Annotated in this window: 22 protein-coding genes; 8 read left to right on the top strand and 14 right to left on the bottom strand. The window is 39.3% G+C overall.

Annotated features, from left to right (window positions below):
• Positions 1–58 precede the first annotated feature (58 nt).
• The 3 genes from ilvD to LS41612_RS09680 form a co-directional block, all read right to left on the bottom strand.
• Complete coding sequence (gene ilvD / locus LS41612_RS09690; protein WP_024361069.1) at positions 59–1729, bottom strand: dihydroxy-acid dehydratase; 1671 nt, start codon at positions 1727–1729, stop codon at positions 59–61.
• A gap of 390 nt (positions 1730–2119) precedes the next feature.
• Positions 2120–3442, bottom strand: a complete 1323-nt coding sequence (locus LS41612_RS09685; protein WP_024361070.1) for an FAD-linked oxidoreductase, L-gulonolactone oxidase family — start codon at positions 3440–3442, stop codon at positions 2120–2122.
• Positions 3430–4605: an amino acid deaminase/aldolase gene (locus LS41612_RS09680; protein WP_024361071.1), complete on the bottom strand. Its 1176-nt coding sequence runs from the start codon at positions 4603–4605 to the stop codon at positions 3430–3432. The genes LS41612_RS09685 and LS41612_RS09680 overlap by 13 nt, the downstream gene beginning before the upstream one ends.
• Before the next feature lie 434 nt (positions 4606–5039).
• On the opposite strand from LS41612_RS09680, the gene LS41612_RS09675 reads away from it, so the two are divergent.
• Entirely contained in the window at positions 5040–5585 is a 546-nt protein-coding gene (locus tag LS41612_RS09675) for a cysteine hydrolase family protein (protein WP_024361072.1), read from the top strand.
• A 113-nt stretch (positions 5586–5698) separates the two neighbouring features.
• Positions 5699–5956: a GlsB/YeaQ/YmgE family stress response membrane protein gene (locus LS41612_RS09670; protein ID WP_024361073.1), complete on the top strand. Its 258-nt coding sequence runs from the start codon at positions 5699–5701 to the stop codon at positions 5954–5956.
• Between the two features lie 39 nt (positions 5957–5995).
• Here LS41612_RS09670 and LS41612_RS09665 read toward each other — a convergent pair whose 3' ends face one another.
• Complete coding sequence (locus tag LS41612_RS09665) at positions 5996–6691, bottom strand: lytic transglycosylase domain-containing protein (protein ID WP_024361074.1); 696 nt, start codon at positions 6689–6691, stop codon at positions 5996–5998.
• 172 nt (positions 6692–6863) lie between these two features.
• On the opposite strand from LS41612_RS09665, the gene mscL reads away from it, so the two are divergent.
• From mscL to LS41612_RS09650, 3 genes are all read left to right on the top strand, one after another.
• Entirely contained in the window at positions 6864–7253 is a 390-nt protein-coding gene (gene mscL / locus LS41612_RS09660; RefSeq protein ID WP_024361075.1) for a large conductance mechanosensitive channel protein MscL, read from the top strand.
• A 315-nt stretch (positions 7254–7568) separates the two neighbouring features.
• A complete protein-coding gene (locus LS41612_RS09655) occupies positions 7569–8684 on the top strand; it encodes a methionine biosynthesis PLP-dependent protein (protein ID WP_024361076.1) in 1116 nt (371 codons plus the stop codon).
• A 3-nt stretch (positions 8685–8687) separates the two neighbouring features.
• Positions 8688–9848: an aminotransferase class I/II-fold pyridoxal phosphate-dependent enzyme gene (locus LS41612_RS09650; protein WP_024361077.1), complete on the top strand. Its 1161-nt coding sequence runs from the start codon at positions 8688–8690 to the stop codon at positions 9846–9848.
• Between the two features lie 125 nt (positions 9849–9973).
• Here LS41612_RS09650 and LS41612_RS09645 read toward each other — a convergent pair whose 3' ends face one another.
• A complete protein-coding gene (locus LS41612_RS09645) occupies positions 9974–10387 on the bottom strand; it encodes an NUDIX hydrolase (RefSeq protein ID WP_024361078.1) in 414 nt (137 codons plus the stop codon).
• A 74-nt stretch (positions 10388–10461) separates the two neighbouring features.
• Here LS41612_RS09645 and LS41612_RS09640 point away from each other — a divergent pair, with 74 nt between their 5' ends.
• Entirely contained in the window at positions 10462–10956 is a 495-nt protein-coding gene (locus tag LS41612_RS09640) for a GNAT family N-acetyltransferase (protein ID WP_024361079.1), read from the top strand.
• 51 nt (positions 10957–11007) lie between these two features.
• On the opposite strand, the gene LS41612_RS09635 is transcribed toward LS41612_RS09640, so the two are convergent.
• The 9 genes from LS41612_RS09635 to LS41612_RS09595 form a co-directional block, all read right to left on the bottom strand.
• Entirely contained in the window at positions 11008–11349 is a 342-nt protein-coding gene (locus tag LS41612_RS09635) for a cupin domain-containing protein (RefSeq protein WP_024361080.1), read from the bottom strand.
• 38 nt (positions 11350–11387) lie between these two features.
• On the bottom strand, positions 11388–11903 hold the full coding sequence (locus LS41612_RS09630; protein ID WP_036204660.1) for a GNAT family N-acetyltransferase: 516 nt from the start codon (positions 11901–11903) through the stop codon (positions 11388–11390).
• A 126-nt stretch (positions 11904–12029) separates the two neighbouring features.
• Entirely contained in the window at positions 12030–12182 is a 153-nt protein-coding gene (locus tag LS41612_RS09625) for a YpzG family protein (protein WP_069513162.1), read from the bottom strand.
• 310 nt (positions 12183–12492) lie between these two features.
• A complete protein-coding gene (locus LS41612_RS09620) occupies positions 12493–13785 on the bottom strand; it encodes an alpha/beta hydrolase (protein ID WP_024361082.1) in 1293 nt (430 codons plus the stop codon).
• Positions 13786–14209: 424 nt separating this feature from the next.
• A complete protein-coding gene (locus LS41612_RS09615) occupies positions 14210–14602 on the bottom strand; it encodes a carboxymuconolactone decarboxylase family protein (RefSeq protein WP_024361083.1) in 393 nt (130 codons plus the stop codon).
• A gap of 222 nt (positions 14603–14824) precedes the next feature.
• Positions 14825–16198 (bottom strand): argininosuccinate lyase, encoded by a 1374-nt coding sequence (gene argH / locus LS41612_RS09610; RefSeq protein ID WP_024361084.1) that lies wholly within the window; start codon positions 16196–16198, stop codon positions 14825–14827.
• A gap of 80 nt (positions 16199–16278) precedes the next feature.
• The gene (locus LS41612_RS09605) at positions 16279–17472 is read right to left on the bottom strand and encodes an argininosuccinate synthase (protein ID WP_024361085.1); all 1194 of its coding nucleotides are present in this window, start codon (positions 17470–17472) and stop codon (positions 16279–16281) included.
• Positions 17473–17642: 170 nt separating this feature from the next.
• Positions 17643–18398 carry an SDR family NAD(P)-dependent oxidoreductase gene (locus LS41612_RS09600; RefSeq protein ID WP_036204663.1) on the bottom strand — a complete coding sequence of 252 codons (756 nt, stop codon included), beginning with the start codon at positions 18396–18398 and terminating at the stop codon, positions 17643–17645.
• Between the two features lie 9 nt (positions 18399–18407).
• Positions 18408–19355: an MBL fold metallo-hydrolase gene (locus LS41612_RS09595; protein ID WP_024361087.1), complete on the bottom strand. Its 948-nt coding sequence runs from the start codon at positions 19353–19355 to the stop codon at positions 18408–18410.
• Between the two features lie 393 nt (positions 19356–19748).
• Here LS41612_RS09595 and proC point away from each other — a divergent pair, with 393 nt between their 5' ends.
• Together proC and namA are read left to right on the top strand one after the other, a co-directional pair.
• Positions 19749–20555, top strand: coding sequence for a pyrroline-5-carboxylate reductase (proC, locus tag LS41612_RS09590; protein WP_024361088.1), 807 nt, complete (start codon positions 19749–19751; stop codon positions 20553–20555).
• A 45-nt stretch (positions 20556–20600) separates the two neighbouring features.
• The gene (gene namA / locus LS41612_RS09585; RefSeq protein ID WP_024361089.1) at positions 20601–21611 is read left to right on the top strand and encodes an NADPH dehydrogenase NamA; all 1011 of its coding nucleotides are present in this window, start codon (positions 20601–20603) and stop codon (positions 21609–21611) included.
• Positions 21612–21636 lie beyond the last annotated feature (25 nt).

Raw genomic sequence — 21636 nt, 5'->3', positions numbered from 1 at the left:
CTAGAACCTTTAACCTCATCAACGTTTTAACCTATTGATTTTTTACTAGTTTTTAAGACTAAATTTTCATAACGCCACCTGTTGAGGCGCTTGTCACTAATTTTGAATATCTTGCTAACCAGCCACGTTTAATTTTTGGTTCAAACACTGGCAGTTTTGCGCGACGTTCTGCTAATACTTCATCTGAAACTTCTAAATTGATTGTACGATTTGGTAAATCAATCGTAATGATGTCACCATTTTCAACTAAAGCGATTGGACCGCCTTCTGCTGCTTCTGGCGATATATGCCCGATTGAAATACCACGAGATGCACCGGAGAATCGACCATCTGTAATTAACGCTACCTTTGTACCGAGACCACGACCTTGAATGGCCGATGTAGGTGCTAACATTTCTGGCATCCCTGGGCCACCTTTTGGTCCTTCATAACGAATGACGACTACATGGCCTTCCTTAACAGTACCGTTATCAATATTTTCTTGCGCTGCTTCTTGTGATTCAAAGACAATTGCCTCACCTGTAAATACTTTAATCGAAGGATCAACAGCACCTACTTTAATAACAGAGCCATCAGGAGCAATGTTGCCAAATAGCACCGATAAACCTCCGACTGGGCTATAAGGATTGTCTTTTGTACGAATAACTTGATCATTTGTAATGTGATAATCTTTGACGAGCTCGCCCATTGTTACACCTGCAACAGTCGGACGATTTGGATGAATGGCACCTGGAATAGATGTTAATTCATTAATGATGGCACTGACACCACCTGCTTTATTGATATCATCCATTGAAATATCAGAAGCAGGCATAATTTTTGCTAAATATGGCACACGCTCTGCAACTTTATTAATATCTTCAATGTTATAGTCGATTTCAGCTTCATTTGCGATTGCTAATGTGTGAAGCACCGTATTTGTGGAGCCGCCCATTGCCATATCGAGTGCAAATGCATCATCAATTGCTTCTTTTGTAATGATGTCACGTGGCTTAACGTCTTCTTTAATCATGCGCACTAATTGTTTAGCGGCTTCTTTAATCAACTTATGTCGGTCTTCAGACGTAGCAACGATTGTACCGTTGCCTGGAAGTGCTACACCTAGCATTTCCATTAAGCAGTTCATGGAGTTCGCTGTGAACATCCCTGAACATGATCCACATGTTGGACATGCATTATTTTCAATATCTAACAGCTCTTCAGCTGACATATTACCTGATTTGTGAGCCCCAACACCTTCAAATACTGAAGTTAATGAAAGCTGTTTTCCTGTAGCAGATGTACCTGCCTCCATTGGACCACCAGATACAAAAATTGATGGTACGTTCGTACGAACTGCTGCCATTAACATTCCTGGTGTGATTTTGTCACAGTTAGGAATGTAAAATACGCCATCAAACCAGTGTGCATTAATAACTGTTTCTGCTGAATCCGCTATAATTTCACGGCTTGGTAAAGAGTAACGCATACCAATATGGCCCATTGCAATACCATCATCCACACCAATCGTATTAAACTCGAATGGAATGCCTCCCGCTTCAATTATGGCTTCTTTCACTACATCAGCAAATGTACGTAAATGAACGTGACCTGGAATAATGTCGATATAAGAGTTACAAACCCCAATAAATGGTTTCCCTAAATCTTTTGCTTTTACTTTGCCTGTTGCATATAAAAGACTACGATGTGGCGCACGATCTACGCCTACTTTAATCATGTCACTTCTCATTTTAAACGCCCCTCATTTATTGCTATGTTCGTCGCTATATACAAAATGTTCTGTCTATTTTGTTTTTACCTATCTGATTGCCTTTGTGGCAACTGATTGTAGGAACGAACGTATTAAATTGTTGTTATCATAGTACGAATAACTAGGCTAAGTCAACAGTATTTTTTGAATTGTTTAAACAATTCAAAAACTATACGAAATTTGAAATCGTTTACATGCTGATTAAGCATCAGTTTTATCTCGTTTTGATAAATATTTTGACATTTCGTTCAAATTTAAATTTTTTCATTATAAACACTATTCAGTTGATGATTTATCACAAATGCTTTCATCTTTCCCCATACATTGATTTCAAAATTATAAGATTCAGTTGTTGTTAAATTCTAAATATTACAATATGAATAATTGCTCTAAGTAACGTGTAAAAAATACTTTGTCAGGGTCATATTGTGCACGAACTGTTAAAAACTTATCTATATTTGGATATAATGTGTGTACTTGCTGTGCAGTTAAATGGCTTTGTTTTCCCCAATGTGGTCGACCATGATATTTTTGCATCAGATTGTGCACCCATTTAAAATAAGGCTCTTCCGACATTCCTTTATACATATGAAAAGCTATAAAGGCGGATTCTTGTCCTTGTGTAGGACTTAAATAACCAGCCTCACCTGCTGTTGTACGGCATTCCAATGGAAAATGCACATGCAAATGCCCTTTTTGAAACGTTGCATGAATTTCTTCCATGCATGCCTCAAATTGTGTTAATGATATGGCGTACTCACTTTCTTGGAATTTGACACTTCTAGGAGTTGGATAGATTTCATAGCTAATGCCAATCTTCTCGGCCTCGACAACATTGGCAGCAGCTAATTTACTCATTGCACTACTTAAAGCTGGTTTCCATTTACATAGCTCCGAAATCGCAAAAAATGCACCATTTTCTACTATTTGAAGTTTTATATTTTCTACACACTTGCGCCATTCACTTTGATACACTGGAGCCATCGCATTCATACGTTTAATTTGAATCGTCTCACTACCAGGAAAGTAGAACCATTCAACATGTCGATGCTGTCGAATATCTTGTGCAAATGTTGCTAGTCCGTTTGTTAATGTGTCTCTTGTGCCAATATAATGTAAACTATAGAGCGGCAACACTTTTAGCGTCACTTTTACAAGTACCCCAAGCATGCCAAGTGAGATATGAAGTGCCTCGGATAAATCGTCAGTCCCTCGAATATGCTCATGGTAAGTTCCATTTCCATCAACAAAACACCAGCGTGTCACAGCAGACGACAACGAACCTAAAGTCACCCCTGTTCCATGTGTACCAGTAGACACTGCTCCGGCAATGGTCTGTTCTTGAATATCGCCCATATTCATTAAGCCAAACCCATGCTTTGCAAGCTGTGGTCCAATCTCATATAAATAAGTTCCTGCCCACAATGTAGCTTCTTGGTTTTCGGCATCTATCGAAATAAGCCCGCGCATATTATGTAATGACAGTGCAATATGCTCCGGCATGGCAACAGCACTAAATGAATGCGCTGCACCTGTTACACGAATGGTTTTCTTCCTATCACGCGCATGCTTCACTACATTTACAACTTCTTCTATTGAACGAGGTAAGTGCATCTCACTTGGATACGCTATTATATTGCCAGCCCAGTTCGTCCATTTCTCCCCATTTTTCCACTTCTCTACAGAAAACATTGACCATCCCCCCTGTACGTCGCAAAGCTACCTACATATTCGTCTTGCCTTATCCCATGAAGTGTTTGAAATCTTTCGCAAAGCTCTCCAGCCTTTGCATGGCGAAAATAGATGGTATCCCCAATTGTGAGTGTTTTGCCTTTTACCTTAATCGGTGTTTGCACTTCTCCAGCTCCTTCTAAACGAAGAAAGGAAAAATAGGTCGGCTCGTAAAATACCGGATAACGATCATTGGCCATTGCTCCGGACGCTGGATAACCACCACCATGGCAGACAACAATATTAGGCGCAGGTTTCCGCGTGATACGGAGTGCAAAGCCTGCTGCTTTTGAAAGTTGTAAATGGGCAAATTGATCAAAAAGGGCTGGTGCATAAAATGCTGAACCAACTGTCATTTCTGTCACTTCTTTCTGCTCCACAGTATATGTCATACTGCCTGTACCTCCACCATTAACAAAGCGTAATCGAGGAAAATAAGCTTTTACATGCGCAATAGCTAATCTACGAAATTGGGTTACTTGCTTTTTGGCTTGTGTTTGCATGAAATCTATTAGCCTACCTTTTATAGCATTAGCAGGTCGATTTCCAACACCAGCTATTTGCGCCTCATATCCCATAACCCCTACAACTTCTATATGGGACTGCTGTTTTATATAAGTTAAAAAAGGAGTGATAGACTCCAGCGAGTCAAGAGATGAGCGCTTTGTACCAAAATAAAGTACTTTAAAATCAGTAGATAAATTAATATCGATACAGATGGATACCTTTACATCAAGCTCCGCACCTATTTTTTCTAAAAACGCAACTTGCTCACATCTATCCACCATAAATGTGACGGTTCTTCCCTCTTTTACATAGTGCAATAGCTGACGTACAGCCATGTCTTCCATAACAGGATAACCAAGCAGTACATCATCGAAATTTCTTTGGAGTAAAAAGATGGATTCTGCCGCGGTAAATGTCATAAATCCTGTTATATTCGACAGATGTTGTTGTAGATATTGCAACACCTCCACCGAGCGTATTGATTTTGTTGCTATACGGATTTTTTTTTGCCCACAAGCTTGTTGCACCGTTGCAATATTATCATCAAGTGCATCAAGGTCTAACCAAGCAAATGGGCGCTCTATGCCCTGGAAAGCCTGTTGAAATCTCGTTGTCATTTAATCCCCCTCGTATGATTTATATTGGTCAAGTACTAGAAAAATACGCGAAAATGCTTGTCTACTTCACAATAGGCAACAAAAAACAACCGTGTATTACGACGAAATTGCCTTCACGGTTGTTTTAGTATAGGTCAAGCATTGTACTCACCTTTCTATTAGATTTTTAAGAGATTAGGATGCCAATAAAAACTCAGCAGCTAAGTTTAACATTACCACCAAATGTAGTGCAGCAATAAAGAATCCTTGGCGATCTAAACGTTTCATAACAGTCATATTCATAAACTATCACCTCTCCTTTTTTTTCACATTATACGCTCACCTTGTTCAATTTTCAAACTATTCTTAATATTAAAATATGACTATTTTTCTGACAGCCAAAACCAAATATGGCATGATAAAGAGTGAAATCATGCCTAAAGGAGTGGACGAAAGTGAAAAAAGCATTACTGGTAATTGATTATACAAATGATTTTGTAGCAACAGATGGTAAATTAACGTGTGGGGAACCAGGACAATTACTTGATACGCCTATTGCAAATTTAATTGAACAATTTATTGCAGAAAAAAATGTCGTCGTCTTCGCTAATGATTTACATGAAGAAAACGATCCATTTCACCCTGAAACAAAGCTTTTTCCTCCTCACAATATTCGCGGAACATCGGGTCGCAATCTATACGGTCATGTTGGTGAAGTTTATAACGTGTATAAGGACAACGTGATTTGGCTCGACAAAACGCGTTATAGTGCCTTTGCAGGAACAAATTTAGCTATTTTATTAAAGGAACGGAACATCGAGGAAGTTCATTTAGTTGGTGTTTGTACAGATATATGTATTTTGCATACAGCTGTGGATGCTTATAATTTGGGCATTTCTACTGTTATTTATGCAAATGCAGTAGCAAGTTTTGATGCAGCTGGACATGATTGGGCTTTGCGTCATTTTGAACATACTTTAGGTGTCACAGTAGTGAAATAAACAAATGAAGTCATTGTAAAAATAAAAAGGTCGGTCATTTAGGTTTAATTATCTCCAAAAAGGATATAACTAAGTAATGCCATTATATCTTAACTTTGAGGAGATGAATCATTATGATCAGTTTCATTTGGTATTTAATCATCGGAGGAATTTTAGGTTGGTTAGCTGGCGTCATTTTAGGAAAAGATGTTCCTGGAGGCATTATTGGTAATATTATTGCCGGGATTGTCGGTTCTTGGATAGGTAGTATGGTTTTAGGTAACTGGGGTTGGAAAGTCAGCGATTTTTATGTATTTCCAGCGTTAATAGGTGCAATTGTGCTTATCTTCATTGTAAGCATTATTCTTAAAAGTATGCGTAAAGCTACGTAATTATGTACAAAAAGAGCCATCGTTTAGATGGCTCTTTTATTATTTTGCATTAAGAAGGACGGCTGTTTTTAATTCATCGTGGTAATCATTATACAAATTATAGTAATGTAAGACATTTTTAACGTATTCTTCGCTATGATTATAATTGAAAACGGCTCGTTTTACGTCACCTTTTGCCGCTCCATACTTTGATAAATAATTCGCAGCACTAAATACAGCATCTTCGATATCATAGGGATCCGCTACACCATCTCCATTGGCATCGACACCGTAGCCTCCATATTTTTTTATCGTTTCGGGATTCATCAGCTCTGCCTTTGTAATATTGCCCTTACCTAATCCCTCACAAGTTGGATGTTTCCATCCTACAAATGTACAAGGCATAAATTGCATATGTCCGACTGCCCCTGCTGGCGAAACAAGTGATTTCATGGAAGAAAATCGTGTTTCAATACGATGATGGGCAGCTAACAATGTCCAAGGCACGCCATATTTCTCCTCGGCAGCAACATACACCGGAATATATTGTTCTGGAATGTTCATATCGAAATGCTGCTGTATTTCTTCAATCGCCTTTTGTTGAGCAAGTTTTTCGAAAATCGGGAATGTTTGTAGTTCCTTCCAAGCAAAAAAAGCAAGTACATATACAGTAATGGCTACAGGGATTAATAGTGCTATCATCCCCATCTTCATACTTGGAGATAGCAATGGTTTCTTTTGTTTTTTTTTCGCCATATGTCACACCTAATCATTCTTTGTCTACTTCTATATTACCAAATTTACCGTTTTATGTTGTAGATTTTTTCTATTTTTCTTTTTCCTATGTTTATAGTTGATTATAATTAGGGTAATATAGTAGAATACAATTCGATTGTTTTTTTGGATAATTATAGGGAGGATATATTATATGTGGAAAGACTTTAAGGAATTTGCTATGAAAGGCAATATAATTGATTTAGCGATTGCCGTTGTAATTGGTGGGGCTTTCGGGAAAATCGTTACCTCCTTAGTAGAAAATATTATTATGCCATTAGTCGGTGTGTTAACAGGTGGCATTGATTTAACTGAAAGCTTTATGTTTGGTTCTGGTACAGCTCAAGTAAAGTTAGGTATATTTTTACAATCAATTATTGATTTTTTAATTATCGCCTTTGCTATTTTCTTAGCATTACGTCTTATGACGAAATTTACTAGAAAAAAAGAGGAAGCGGTTGTAGAGGAACCGACACCTTTGCTAGATGCAAAAGAAGAACTGTTAAAAGAAATTCGAGATTTATTAAAAAAACAACAAGCATAATGGACAAGACATTATGTTCCACAAAGGCTATAGATATTTTCGTGCTACGCGAAAACGAATCTATAGCTTTTTTATTTGTGCCTCTTTCAAGCCTCTTTTCATCGTCAAACATCAATCCCCTACTATTCCTACATGATTTATTTTCAATAATCTATGTAATTTTCTGAAATCATCTTGTCCTTCTGTACTTTCCATGTTAAATTAAGTAACAATTATAGAGAAAATTGAAGAGACTAATCGAATTATTCTATTAAGGAATAGAGTCCCCCTAGTGTGGACTCTTTCTATATTAACGATGAAGAAAAGAGTGAGGACATGACAAACAATAGACGTATTGAAACAAAACTTGTACAGCTTGGCAATTTGAGTGACCCTAGAACTGGCGCTGTTAGCCCGCCCATTCATTTATCAACTGCCTATAAACATACAGGGATCGGTGAATCGACAGGATTTGACTACGCTCGTACAAAAAACCCAACGCGTGCCATTTTAGAAGCAGGTATTGCAGATTTAGAAGGTGGCGACGCTGGCTTTGCCTGTAGTTCCGGTATGGCTGCAATCCAACTTGTAATGTCTCTATTTAAACCAGGAGATGAACTCATCGTACCAGATGATTTATATGGTGGTACATATCGTCTTTTTAACTTTTTTAAAGAAACATACAATATTAAACCAATCTATTCTAAATTTGAATCGCTTGAGCAAGTAGAGGCGTTAATCAATGACAATACACGTGCCCTCTTTATCGAAACACCAACAAACCCACTTATGCAGGAATTTGATCTCAAAGTGTATGCTGAGCTTGCCCATCAACACGGTGCATTGCTAATCGTAGATAATACTTTTTATACACCCTACTTCCAACGACCAATTGAACTAGGTGCCGATATTGTACTGCATTCTGCAACAAAGTATATTGGCGGACATAATGACGTATTAGCCGGTTTAGTTGTCTCAAAAGGTGCTGAGCTATCCGAACGTCTCGGCTTTATTCAAAATGGTAGCGGAATGGTACTAGGAGCAATGGATTCTTGGTTATTGATTCGTGGCTTAAAAACGTTACATCTTCGCTTAAAACAACATGATGCCAATGCCAAAGCGATTGCTGCTTATTTAGAGGAAGAAGAACTTGTCACAGACGTATTGTATACGGGCAAAGGTGGTATGTTGTCATTCCGACTACAAAAGCCTGAATGGATTGACCCATTTCTTCGTAACTTAAAGTTAATTATTTTTGCAGAGAGTCTTGGTGGCGTTGAAAGCTTTATCACGTACCCTGCTACACAAACACATGCCGATATGCCTTACGAGGAACGTGTAGAACGCGGCGTTTGCGATCGTTTACTACGCTTTTCTGTCGGCATTGAAGAGGCTGAAGATTTAATTGCAGATTTAAAACAAGTGTTTGATACGGTGAGAAAAGAGGCATAGAAAATGAAACAACATATTGAAACAGCGCTTATCCACGCAGGTGTGCGTGATGGCTACGAAAATAAAAAAGGTGCGGTTAATGTACCACTGTATGTTTCTTCAACATTTCACCAAGAAAGCATCGATGAATTCGGTGAATACGATTATGCTCGTTCTGGTAACCCAACACGTGATGCGTTAGAGAAAGCCGTTGCCGAGCTTGAAGGTGGCGTTCGTGCACATGCCTTCTCCTCTGGTATTGCAGCGGTTTCCGCAGCCTTAATGTTATTATCACAAGGTGATCACATTGTCATTACAGAGGACGTTTATGGTGGAACATACCGCTTTGTGTCAAAAGTATTACCTCGATTCGGTATTACGCATACGTTCGTGGATTTTACTGATATAGCAGCAGTTGAAGCAGCCATTACACCTGCTACAAAGCTTCTCTACATGGAGACACCATCGAATCCTACATTAGGGATTACAGATATCCGTGCAATAGTCGCACTAGCTAAACAACATCAATGTCTAACGTTTTTAGATAATACATTTATGACACCTTTACACCAACGACCTCTAGACTTAGGTGTAGACGTTGTCATTCATAGTGCAACGAAGTTTTTATCTGGTCACTCAGATATTATTGCGGGACTTACTGTAACAGCAGATGAACAACTCGGAAATCACCTGTATTTCATCCAAAATTCTTTTGGTAATATTTTAGGTGTACAAGATTCCTTCACACTACTACAAAATATGAAAACAACCGATGTACGTTTTAGCCGTTCTGCTGCATCAGCACAAAAGATTGCACAGTTTTTAGAAGCAAATTCCCTTGTTGAGCAAGTGTACTACCCAGGTCTTGCCTCACATCCTGGCTATGCCATTCATCAAAGCCAATGTACAAGTGCAGGCGCTGTCTTGTCGTTCCGCCTACCTCATTATGCAGCAGCGAAAGCCTTGGTAGAGGCAATGAAGATTCCCGTATTTGCTGTATCTCTTGGTGGTGTGGAATCGATTCTTTCCTACCCAGCAAAAATGAGCCATGCAGCAATGGAACCTGAAGAACGCATCAAACGTGGCATTACGGATGGATTATTACGATTCTCAGTTGGTTTGGAGCATGTGGATGATTTAATTGCAGACTTTGCCCAAGCATTAGAAATTGCCGCTAAAGCGTAAAAATAAAACTTGCGTGACTGGCACCATAACCCACTTTGAATTTCCGGCGAGCACAGTGTAAGCCGCCGAAATTTAAGTGGGTTTTAATTTTACCTAAATATTCAGAATTGTTTGGGTGACAGGCACTAGACAATACGATATAAATAATCGCCATGTCCTTTTGCGAGCTCAACGTCATGTTCCTTTTCAATCCAATAAAACGTAAACTGTAAGTTGCCCTCGTTTAAGCCTGTTGGATTGTGTTGCCAAGTATGTTGGGACTCATTTGAAGTTAAATGGAAAAAATAGCGTTTTTGCAATGCTCCTGAATAATGCTCGGCATAATCCTGTGCGATAAGGCCTTGTACTTCTAAATTTGTTAAACCCGTTTCCTCCACCATCTCTCGTATAACTGCTTCAAGTGGCGTCTCTCCGTCTTCAATTGTACCTTTTGGAATTTGAATGCCTGCTCCCTCTGTATTTTGCTCAAATACAAGGACCTGAATCCGATCATCATAGTTTCGGGTAATATAACCAAATGCTTTTTCTAACACTTGCATAAAAACATCCCCCCTTTGTCGTTATGTTATATGTTACAATATATAGAAATTATTGAAATTGTAGGTGATATGTATTGACACTCATTATACGACAAATGAATGAAGATGACATCTCTTTTGTCCAAGAAATTGCACAAACATCTTGGACTGCAACCTATGAAGGAATCATACCAAAGCATATTCAAGAACGATTTCTTCAAGCCGCCTATAGTGACGAACGGTTAACATGCCGTCTTCAAACAAGCCCTTTTTTAGTCGCAACAGTTGGTGAGTCTCTTATTGGCTTTGCTAATTTTTCACATGTTAATAAAGAGGGACAAGCCGAGTTACTCGCTATTTACCTCCTTCCAACCGCTCAACATAAAGGCATCGGTTCAGCTCTACTGGAAAACGGTATTCAAAGATTACAAGGAGCAACTTCGCTTACTGTATGCGTTGAGAAAGACAATAAAATTGGTAGACAATTTTACAGCGCAAAGGGCTTTCAACAAGTTGAAGAATTTGATGAATTATTTGAAGGGCATATGTTAAAAACAATACGTTTGATTCTACCATTAGCAAAAAAATAACAGGGTCACTGTCTCCGTCTTGTTATGAAATATTCGAGTGTTGCCCTCTATTTATATAGGCAAGTCAATTTGCTTAGATTGAATAACGAGGGCTGTTAACCCTTTGTCACTGCCGGACTCATGGACTTGTCCCACTTGCCAAAAAACACTATCCCCCTGTTTTACGACTAATTTCTCCTGATTCTCACCACAGACCCATCCCTCTCCTTCAATAACTATAAATAGCTGTGGAACAGGTGCTTCATGCAGACCTACCAGTCCACCCGCTTCTATGTATATAAACCCTATATTTGTTGGCTCCACTGTTGTCATGATTTTTTTGTAAAATGAATGCAACGAGTTGTAATTGTGAATGGCATTAGCGCCGTCCTTTGTAAACTTATAAATTTTCATAAAACAACCTCTTTCTTATTAACAGAATGAAATATGCATTAAACCAATTTGTACATTAATACATCATCAACATATAGATTGTCAGCGATTTTGATTTCATGTATCTTTCTACCTTCTTCGATAAAACCCATTTTTCGATAAAGGGCAATAGCACTGATATTGCTGGACAATACGCCTAAACAAACTTTCTCGATTAGTGGATTGGCAGCTGCCCATGTCAGTAGCGCTTCAATTAAACGTTTCCCAATTCCTTGCCCTCGTTGATCTTTTCGAACCATCATTCCAAAGCTACCTGTATGGGCTAGACGTTTTCGTTCTGGCGATTGAAATGCTAGCCAGCCAACGATCGTTTTATTGCATTCGGCAATAAGAATTATGTCACGATCATTCGCCAATTTCTTCTGTATCCATGCTTGCTGACCTTCAATTGTTTGTTGAAATTCTGCTTCGGTCGAGATGAAATATCGTTCTTCAGCCATTACTTCCTGTTGAATCTTCAGCATTTGTTGTGCATCTGCAAAACATGCGACGCGAATGTTTATTTGCTTGCTCATTCTAGTTCCTCCCTTCTCACTTCCTTTATTTTACTACACATCCAATACTTATATAGTACAGAACCTTAAATAAAAAAAGCCCAGAAAAATTTCTGGGCTTGATGACACTTATTACTTCTAGCATGATTAAAACTGTCGGGCTTTCGCTTCACTTCTCAAGATACGGTTATGGAGAGTAATCTCCGTTTCACCATTTACTTGAGATTTTGAACGCTTAATCCTTGTCCAGTTACGGTGGATTTTTTGAGATTTCGGGTCTAATTGTTCCGGCCTACTCATTTTACATCCTCCTCATCATTATAGACTTTATAAGTGAATCCATGTTAGTATGACCGTTCGATTAAAAGACTACACCTCTTTTTTTGAAATCGCGAAAAATTTTTATGTGTGTTGTTTAATAACGCGATATTTTCACCATCATATTATGAAACGCTTTACAAAGAGTACATGAATGTATTTGTTTTGAGAAAAAATTGTGTGACCTGCCCAAGCATTCATCATGCTGATACTCGTTACTTGACCCTTTTAAAAATAAAAACAGCCACAACATAAGTCGAACCAGGCCTATGTTGTGACCATTTGTCTATCGCTACTGTTCATTGGCGATAAATTTGTGAATGGCTGGCAATAACTTTGGATGTAGCGGCAATGTTGGGTCTGCATAGGTCGCTAAATTCTTCGTTCTATCCTCCGGTGCGTTTTTTAGAATATGATTCATGCCCTCCAGATAGAGAAGTTCTGCTTTTTCATCGCCTTGCTTAAGCGCTTCGGCATCTGTTGCGTTCACTTGGATATCTGTCGTTCCTTGAATCAGTAACACGCGTCCTTTTACGTGTTGAAGTTCAGTAGCTGGATTATATTTCAGCCATGACATCATATATGGCTGCACAGAAGGTCTAAATAATGCTTGTAGCTCAGGCGATACATGTTGCACTTGCTCTCCTTTTTTCAGCGCGGCTAGAATCATATTAGTTTCAGCCGTTAGAGCAGGTGTTAATTGTCCTGATAATTGCTCTAAAAGTAACGTATCAGCCGTTCTACCTGCGCCTGCTATTGACACAAATGATGCCACATTGGTCTTTTGAGCGGCGAGCATGCCAATTAATGACCCTTCACTATGCCCAATAATATGAACGCTTGAAAAAGCTTGATTGGCGGACAGTACATGAATAATTTGCACTGCATCGTCAACATATTGATCGATGGAGATATCCTCTTCCTTTTTCAATAGCGATGCATTATCCCCGATACCTCGTTTATCGTATCGTACACTTGCAATACCTTCTTGAGCTAATCCTTCAGCAAGCATTTTCAAACTATTATTTTTTCCTGCAATTGCGGAATTTCCATCCTTATCTGTCGGACCAGAGCCTGCAATAATGAGTACGACTGGTGAAGGCTTGTTACTGCTTTTTTGCAGTGCGACCGTTAAATCGCCATCTTTAACTGGTACTGTGAGTGTTTCGTAGGAGACAGGTTGTTCTGGCTGTTCTTTATAGCGCTTTAAAACAAGGGGGAATTCCCCTCCATTTTGTTTAAATGTTGCTTTAATTTGCTCGTCTTTTAACGTCCCGTTTACCTCAATCGCCGAGCCATTTAAACGAATGATTATGTGTACTTTATTACCACTATATGACACACTTTTAAATGGATAATTACTTAACCCTTGTGCAGGAACAGATAATGTTCCGCTCTCTTTTTGTAAGTCTACAATAATTGGTAGTGAACCATTTGGAAGTTCAATATCCCCTGCCCATTTTCCGATTAGCTCTTCATTCATAGCATGCTCATCCTCCTCTTTGTCGACCTGTGTTGCATTTTCTTTTGGCGAACAGGCAACTAATGCGAACGCTACTAAACATAGTACAAAAAGTTTTTTCATCAAAACCCTCCCTCATTACAATACGCATAATCAACACGATAATAGTTATATATTTGCGACTCCATCTGTCATACATAGAGTATAACAGTTTATTTGCAATATCAACATAATTTAGCAAAAAAGAAAGACCCAGAAAAATTCTGGGTCCTTGGACACTTATACCTTCTATTTGATTGTACAGTTGTGGTCTCTACTTCATCTTAAGATACAGTAACCCAGAGATATCTCTCATTACCTACTCCTTAAGATATGTGAAGTATAAACCTTATTCAGCTGTGGCGGACTTTCCTGAGATTCGTTGTCTACTGGAGTTGAACTACTCATTCTGCATCCTCCTCATCATATTAGATGATTAAGTGTATCCTTTAACAGTATGGGCCATATCCCAAAACTCTATACATGTTGTTGAAAAATTTTTATCGCTTCATTTTTTTACAGTTAGCTGCTTTTCTGCAAATACCTGTTGAGCAATCGTTAGCGCATTTTGTACACGAGGAAAGCCGATATAGGGCACTAATTGCAAAAGTGCTTCGACAATTTCAGTAGGTGTTAATCCTGCATGCAACCCTCGTGTTATATGGGTTTTCGTTTGTGGAACAGCACTTTGTGTAACAACTGCTGTGATCACGACAAGTGCTCGACTTTTCGCATCAAGCCCTGGGCGTGAATAGACATCACCATAGGCAAACTCGATAATCATTTTGCGTAAATCGGGCGCTATGTCAGCGAGGGCATCCGATTCTACCATACGGTATACCTCTTCTTCTGTCACATAGTGCTGCATTGTTTCTAACCCCTTTGTAAAACGATCCGTCATATGACATTTCTCCCCTTTTTACATAACTATATGTTCCTTATACAAAAACCCCAATTTCGCGTCTCCGAAAATTGGGGATTGTCCTTCACATATGTAAGGTGCTCTTTTTTTGTTTCACCCTCTGGCTCCACAGAAAAAGGATTAAGGTTTTTCATAGTGCCTCTCTGGACAGCTTTAATGAATATCTATGCAAATGTCTCAAAGGACTTGCACGCAAAATAGTTAAGAAAGACAAGCTTTTGCTTTAGCGATTTGAATATTGACTTGATCGAAACCAGTACCACCTAATGAATGACGACGGCGCACAGCGGCTTCAGGTGCTAATACATCATAAATATCCGCTTCGATAAGCTCGCTTTCTTTTTTCATGTCTTCAATCGGTAAATCTAATAAATAAATGCCTTTTTGAATACATGTAAACACTAATTTACCTGTTACTTCATGTGCTTCACGGAACGGCATGCCTTTTGTTGCAAGGTAATCTGCTAATTCCGTAGCATTTGAGAAGTCAGAGTGGACTGCCTTGTGCAGACGCTCCGTATTGACGGTCATCGTGCGTACCATACCTTCAAAGATTTTTAAAGAGCCAAGAATTGTATGCACTGTATCGAACATTCCTTCTTTGTCTTCTTGCATATCCTTGTTGTATGTTAACGGTGTTCCTTTTAGAACTGTCAGTAAGCCCATTAGGTTACCATAAACACGACCAGTTTTACCGCGAATTAACTCCGCCATATCTGGATTTTTCTTCTGTGGCATAATAGATGAGCCTGTCGAGAATGCATCATCCAATTCGATAAACTTAAATTCATCTGTTGACCACAAAATGATTTCCTCAGCAAAGCGAGATAAATGCGCCATTAATAAGGATGAATTGCTTAAAAATTCGACGATAAAATCACGATCACTTACAGCATCCATAGAATTCGCATACACTTCACTAAAACCAAGTAGCTCTGCTGATTTTAGACGATCAATCGGGAAAGTTGTCCCTGCCATGGCACCAGCACCTAATGGTAAGATATCAATACGTTTAATGGATTCCGTAAAACGTTGTTTATCGCGTTCAAGCATCCAAAAGTATGCCATTAGATGATGTGCAAAAGAAATTGGCTGTGCACGTTGTAAATGCGTATAACCTGGTGCAATTGTTTCAACATGCTCCTCTGCTTTTTCTAGTAACGTTTTTTGGAATGTCTCGATACAATCAATGGCTTCCTTTACACGTTTCTTTAAGAAAATATGCATATCCGTTGCCACTTGGTCATTACGGCTACGGCCTGTATGCAGTTTACCACCAACTGGTCCTATGCAATCAATGAGCATTTTTTCAAGGTTTAAATGAATATCTTCATTGGCAACAGTAAATTCAAGCTCACCAGCGACTGCTTTTTCCTGTAATTGTGCGAGACCGCCAAGAATAGCTTCTACATCCTCTGCTGGTAAAATACCCGTTGCACCAAGCATCGTGACATGTGCGACACTACCTTCTAGGTCTTCCAATACAAGTTGCTGGTCAAAGCCGATGGATGCGCCAAACTCATCGACCCATGCTTCTGCTGATTTTTGGAAACGTCCGCCCCAAAGTTTTGTCATAACAGCTCACCTTTTCCTAAATTACTTATCGAAAAGGTGCAGTACAGCGTTCATGCTACACTACACCCTACTTTTAATAATTATTTTTTATTAACTGAAGAGTTAACCACTGTTGGCAGACCCCATAATTCGATGAAGCCTACAGCAGATGCGTGGTTGAATTGGTCTTCTTTAGAGTATGTTGCTAATTTTTCGTTGTATAATGAGTTTGGTGATTTACGTCCTTCTACAATGGCATGACCTTTGTAAAGTTTCACACGTACTGTACCATTTACGTATTGTTGTGATTCAGCAAGGAATGCTTGTAATGCATCACGTAAAGGAGAGAACCATAAACCATCATAAATTAATTCAGATAATTTTTTCTCAATCACTGGTTTGAAGTGTGCTAGTTCTTTCACAAGTGTTAAATCTTCAAGCTCTTTATGAGCAGTTAACAGTACTTTTGCACCTGGAATTTCGTATACTTCACGAGATTTAATACCAACTAAACGGTTTTCAACATGGTCGATACGGCCAACACCGTGTGCACCTGCTACTGCATTTAGTTCTTGAATTAAATCAGCAAGCTTCATTTCTTTGCCGTTTAAAGCTACAGGTTTACCAGCAATAAATTCGATTTCTACATATTCAGCTTCATTTGGCGCGTTTTCAACAGAAACCGTTAAGCCATACGCTTCTTCTGGTGGAGATACCCAAGGATCTTCCATTACGCCTGCTTCGTTTGCACGGCCCCATAAGTTTTGGTCAATTGAGAATGGTGAATCTAATGTTGCCGGAATCGGTACATTATGTTTCATTGCATATTCGATTTCTTCATCACGGCTCCAACCCCACTCACGTACAGGAGCAAGTACTTCTAAGTCTGGATTTAATGCTTTTATTGACACTTCGAAACGAACTTGGTCGTTTCCTTTACCTGTACAACCGTGAGCTACTGCATCCGCACCCACTTGGTTAGCAATTTCCACTAACTTTTTAGAAATTAAAGGACGAGAAAGTGCTGATACTAATGGATATTTTTGTTCGTACCAAGTATGTGCTTGTAATGAAATAAGTGCGTATCCTTCAGCGAATTCATCTTTTGCATCCACCATATATGATTCAATAGCACCTACTTGAAGTGCTTTATTTTTTACAAATTCAAGATCTTTTCCTTCACCAACGTCTAGACAAACTGCGATAACGTCCCAACCTTGTTCTTTTAACCACGGAATTGCTACAGAAGTATCAAGACCGCCTGAGTATGCTAAAACTACTTTTTTATTTGCCATACAAAATGCGCCTCCAATTGCTCTATATGATATGTATGTTTATACATTCACTTAAAAGTTTATACACGAATAGTATCATGTTATAAAAATAAATACAAGTGCATTTTTATAAAAAAATAGTTGGTGCCTGACACACAAAATATTCAGAATTTTTCGGGTGACTGGCACCGTTATTTCTTATTGAATAGTGGTTTGGCTAAAAATTCGATTGTAGCAGGCGCTAGAGCATATAGTTTACTCGTCAAGCCCATTATTTTTGGCAAGTTTACTTCTCGAACTGGGCGCTCTATCGTTTTTACTGTGGCCTGTGCCACTTCTTCAGGTGTTAAAATAAATCGACCTAGAGACTCACGATAACCGCTTTCATCGTTTACTTTATCTAAAAATGGTGTATCAATTGGTCCCGGGTGAATGGCTGTTACTTTAATATTATAGGGTGCTAGCTCCATACGCAGACCATTGGTAAAACCAACAATGGCATGCTTTGTTGCCGCATAAACACTAGCCTTCGGAGTAGCGACTTTGCCGGCCTGTGAACCGATAAAAATTAGTTGCCCCTGTTCACGCGCAATCATTGGTGCAGCTAGACGTTTTGCTAAATACATCGGCACGCGCACATTGAGTTCCAGCATTTCGCTTATATGTTCATCCGATAACAAAGGTGCAATAGCAAATTTACCAACTCCCGCAGAAAAAATGGCTACATCGAGCGGAGGCAGTTGCGCACATACTTCATCAATTGCTGTAAGTGACGTTAAATCAGCTTGTATCACATTGGCACCTAAACGTTGTAATGTTTTTAACGCTACCTCATTACGCCCTGTTGCATATACATGATGGCCTTGTGCAACTAATAATTCTGTAATTTTTAACCCTACACCACTCGTTGCACCTGTTACAAAGATTGTCTTTTTATTCATTTTCATGTATGAACCCTACTTTCTTCTAAACAAATAGATACCTGCCTCATTTTTCCCTGAAACCACAAGATGATTTGCCTCTAAATAATCCAAATGCCCAAGTGTTTTAGATAATGTTAAGCCTAGTTGATGCTGAAAAATCGAAGGATATAAACGCTTTGTCATTTGTACAACTGTTAGCTGATCATTTCCTAGTAACTCATAGACCTTCATGGATTGTTGGTGTTGTCTTTCTAGTCGCTTATCAATGAGAGCTGGTATATCTTCTAAATTTGCGCCATGCCCTGTATACATAATATTCACTGGCAATTGACGCAATATTTCTAGTGAAGCATTATATTGTAACAATGATTTTGGACGACCTGATGTGCGATCTAACGGTGGTTCGATTAATGGATTAGGAGTTATTTTTTCTAATAATAAATCTCCACCAATTACATAATGTAATTTTTCATCCCAAAAAATAAAATGACTTTGCGCATGCCCTAATGTTTCAAATACTTTTAACCCAGGATGACCTGGAACTTCATCGCCATCGTATAAAATTTGGGTTAATGGTCGCTCCCCTACAAGCTCTAATTCCCGTCGAACATGGACACTATGCTCAATATATGCCTGTGGAACCCCGTGTTCGAACAAACGCTCACTGTAAAACTGCTCATGATAACGTAAAAAATCTTCGTCATGTCGTAACCATTTATCGTTATAGGCATGGCCTAAAATTTCTGCATGTGGAAAAGCATCCACCCAACCTGCATGATCAGGATGGTGATGGGTTAACACAACTTGTTCAATATCTCGTAAATCAAAGCCAGCTGCCCGAATACCCCATTTCAGTGCATCATAAGCTTCCATTGTTTTCGGACCAACATCAAAAATCGTTAATGCATCACCTTTGACAATAAATGCATTGACATCTCCTACTTCATAGGGTGTTGGAATTTCTATTTTGTGTATCGACAAAGCTGTCTCCCCCTTTAGTGTAAGTAAATAATGAATACTCATTCACCTATTTTACAAGTTTTTCTTTCTCAAGTCACCCTCCTGTTGACAGCTAGACGTATTATTACTATAATTTTGAATAATCAAATTATTAGATGTGCGTTGAGGAAGCCAAGTATGTAAATGGTGAAGGTGTCTAGAGAGTGTTACATTTGCTGCAAGTAACATCACCCACTCCCAATACAGAACCTACTTCTGAGCAGTTATGACAACATAACCGTTCCCCCTTGCGATAAAAGGGCTAAGAGTTGTGCCGAATTGGCAAACAAAGGTGGTACCGCGGAAACGACAGCGTTTTCGTCCTTCTATTTAAGGACGAGAGCGCTTTTTTATTTTGAATCGGAGGTTTTTCCTATGAAAAAAATTTTATTTATCGGTGCTGGCTCCATGGCAGAAGCATTGATGCACGGTTGGATAAAACAGAACGTATTTACACCACACGAAATTTATGTCACCAATCGCTCAGATAAGGAACGTTTACAGTTTTTACACGATACGTATGGCGTCCAGACTAGCATAGAGGATGCGATATACCAGCAAGCAGACTTGATTATTTTGGCGATGAAACCAAAGGATGCCATCAAGGCAATGCTTGAACTGAAAAACAAAATAACTGAACATACGGCCATTCTATCCATTTTAGCTGGCATTGCTATTAGCACGATCACTGAGCAATTAGGATTACGTCCAGTCGCTCGCGTAATGCCTAATACTTCTGCAACAATTGGCATGTCGGCAAGTGGCATTGCATTTAATGCGCAAGTATCGGCTACACAGCGCGCCATGTTTTTACAATTATTAGAAGCTGTTGGTTCTGTAATTGAAGTGGAGGAAGACCAATTACATGCCGTTACAGCACTCTCTGGAAGTGGTCCTGCTTATATTTATTATCTAATGGAAGCTTTTGAACGGGTTGGTATGGAAGTAGGGCTGTCAAAAGATACTGTCAGACTTCTTATGACCCAAACGCTTGCTGGTACAGCTGAAATGCTCAAACAATCTATTGACGAACCTGATGTCCTTCGTAAAAAAGTGACAAGTCCAGGTGGTACAACAGAAGCTGGCATTAAAGCACTTGAACAGTATCAATTTAATGCAGCGATTGAAGCATGCATTAAAGAAGCAGAAGCTCGATCTCGCGCGCTTGCAAAAAGCAAATAATCCATGCAAAATAGAGGTAATAACTAGGAATTAGGAGGGCTTGAATTGACGAAATTATTTGAACCATACCAATTACAATCGATTACCTTAAAAAACCGCATTGTCATGGCCCCCATGTGTATGTATTCTGCGAAGGAAGACGGACTTGTAACACCATTCCATCTTGTGCATTATGCAACACGCGCCGCTGGGCAAATTGGTTTAATACTATTGGAAGCTACTGCAGTAGTACCTGAAGGACGCATCTCTAGTAATGACCTTGGTATTTGGGATGACGCTCATATCGAAGGGTTACAACAATTAGTAACAAATATGCAAGCTTACGGAGCTAAAACGGGCATTCAGCTTGCCCATGCAGGGCGTAAAGCAACTGTAGAAGGTGAAATCTTTGCCCCTTCCGCGATGGCTTTTAGTGATGCTTATAAAACACCACGTGAGATGACACTTGCCGATATTGACAATGTTATTGAAGCCTTTAAAAATGCAGCTGTGCGCGCTCGTCAAGCAGGCTTTGATGTGTTGGAGATTCATGGCGCACATGGCTATTTGATTAGTGAATTTTTATCACCTGCAACAAATAAACGTAGCGATCAATACGGTGGCTCACAGGAAAATCGCTATCGCTTATTGCGTCAAGTCATTGATGCCATCCGAAGCGTCTGGGAAGGTCCCCTACTCGTTCGTGTATCTGCTGAAGACTATGCACAAGATGGCACAACAATGGAGGACTTTATCGTCTTTAGTCGATGGATGAAATCGCAAGGCGTAGATTTAGTGGATGTCTCTACTGGCGGAGTCGTACAGGCAGATATTCATTCATTCCCTGGCTACCAAGTGCCACATGCGGAAGCGATTAAACTTGGCGCAAATATCCCTACTGGTGCAGTGGGTCTAATTACAATTGCGCAACATGCAGAAGAAATATTGCAAAATAATCGTGCTGATTTAATTTTCTTAGGTCGTGTTTTATTGCGCGAACCTTACTGGCCTCTGCATGCTGCCAAAGAACTCGGCACAAAAATCGAACCGCCCGTGCAATATGTTCGTGGTTGGTAACACAAAGTTGGCTGATAGCTTAGAA

It is taken from the genome of Lysinibacillus sphaericus (genome assembly GCF_002982115.1).
GTDB classification, from domain to species: domain Bacteria; phylum Bacillota; class Bacilli; order Bacillales_A; family Planococcaceae; genus Lysinibacillus; species Lysinibacillus sphaericus.
The sequence above is the reverse complement of the archived record's forward strand: the minus strand, read 5'-3'. Positions and strand labels throughout refer to the sequence as shown.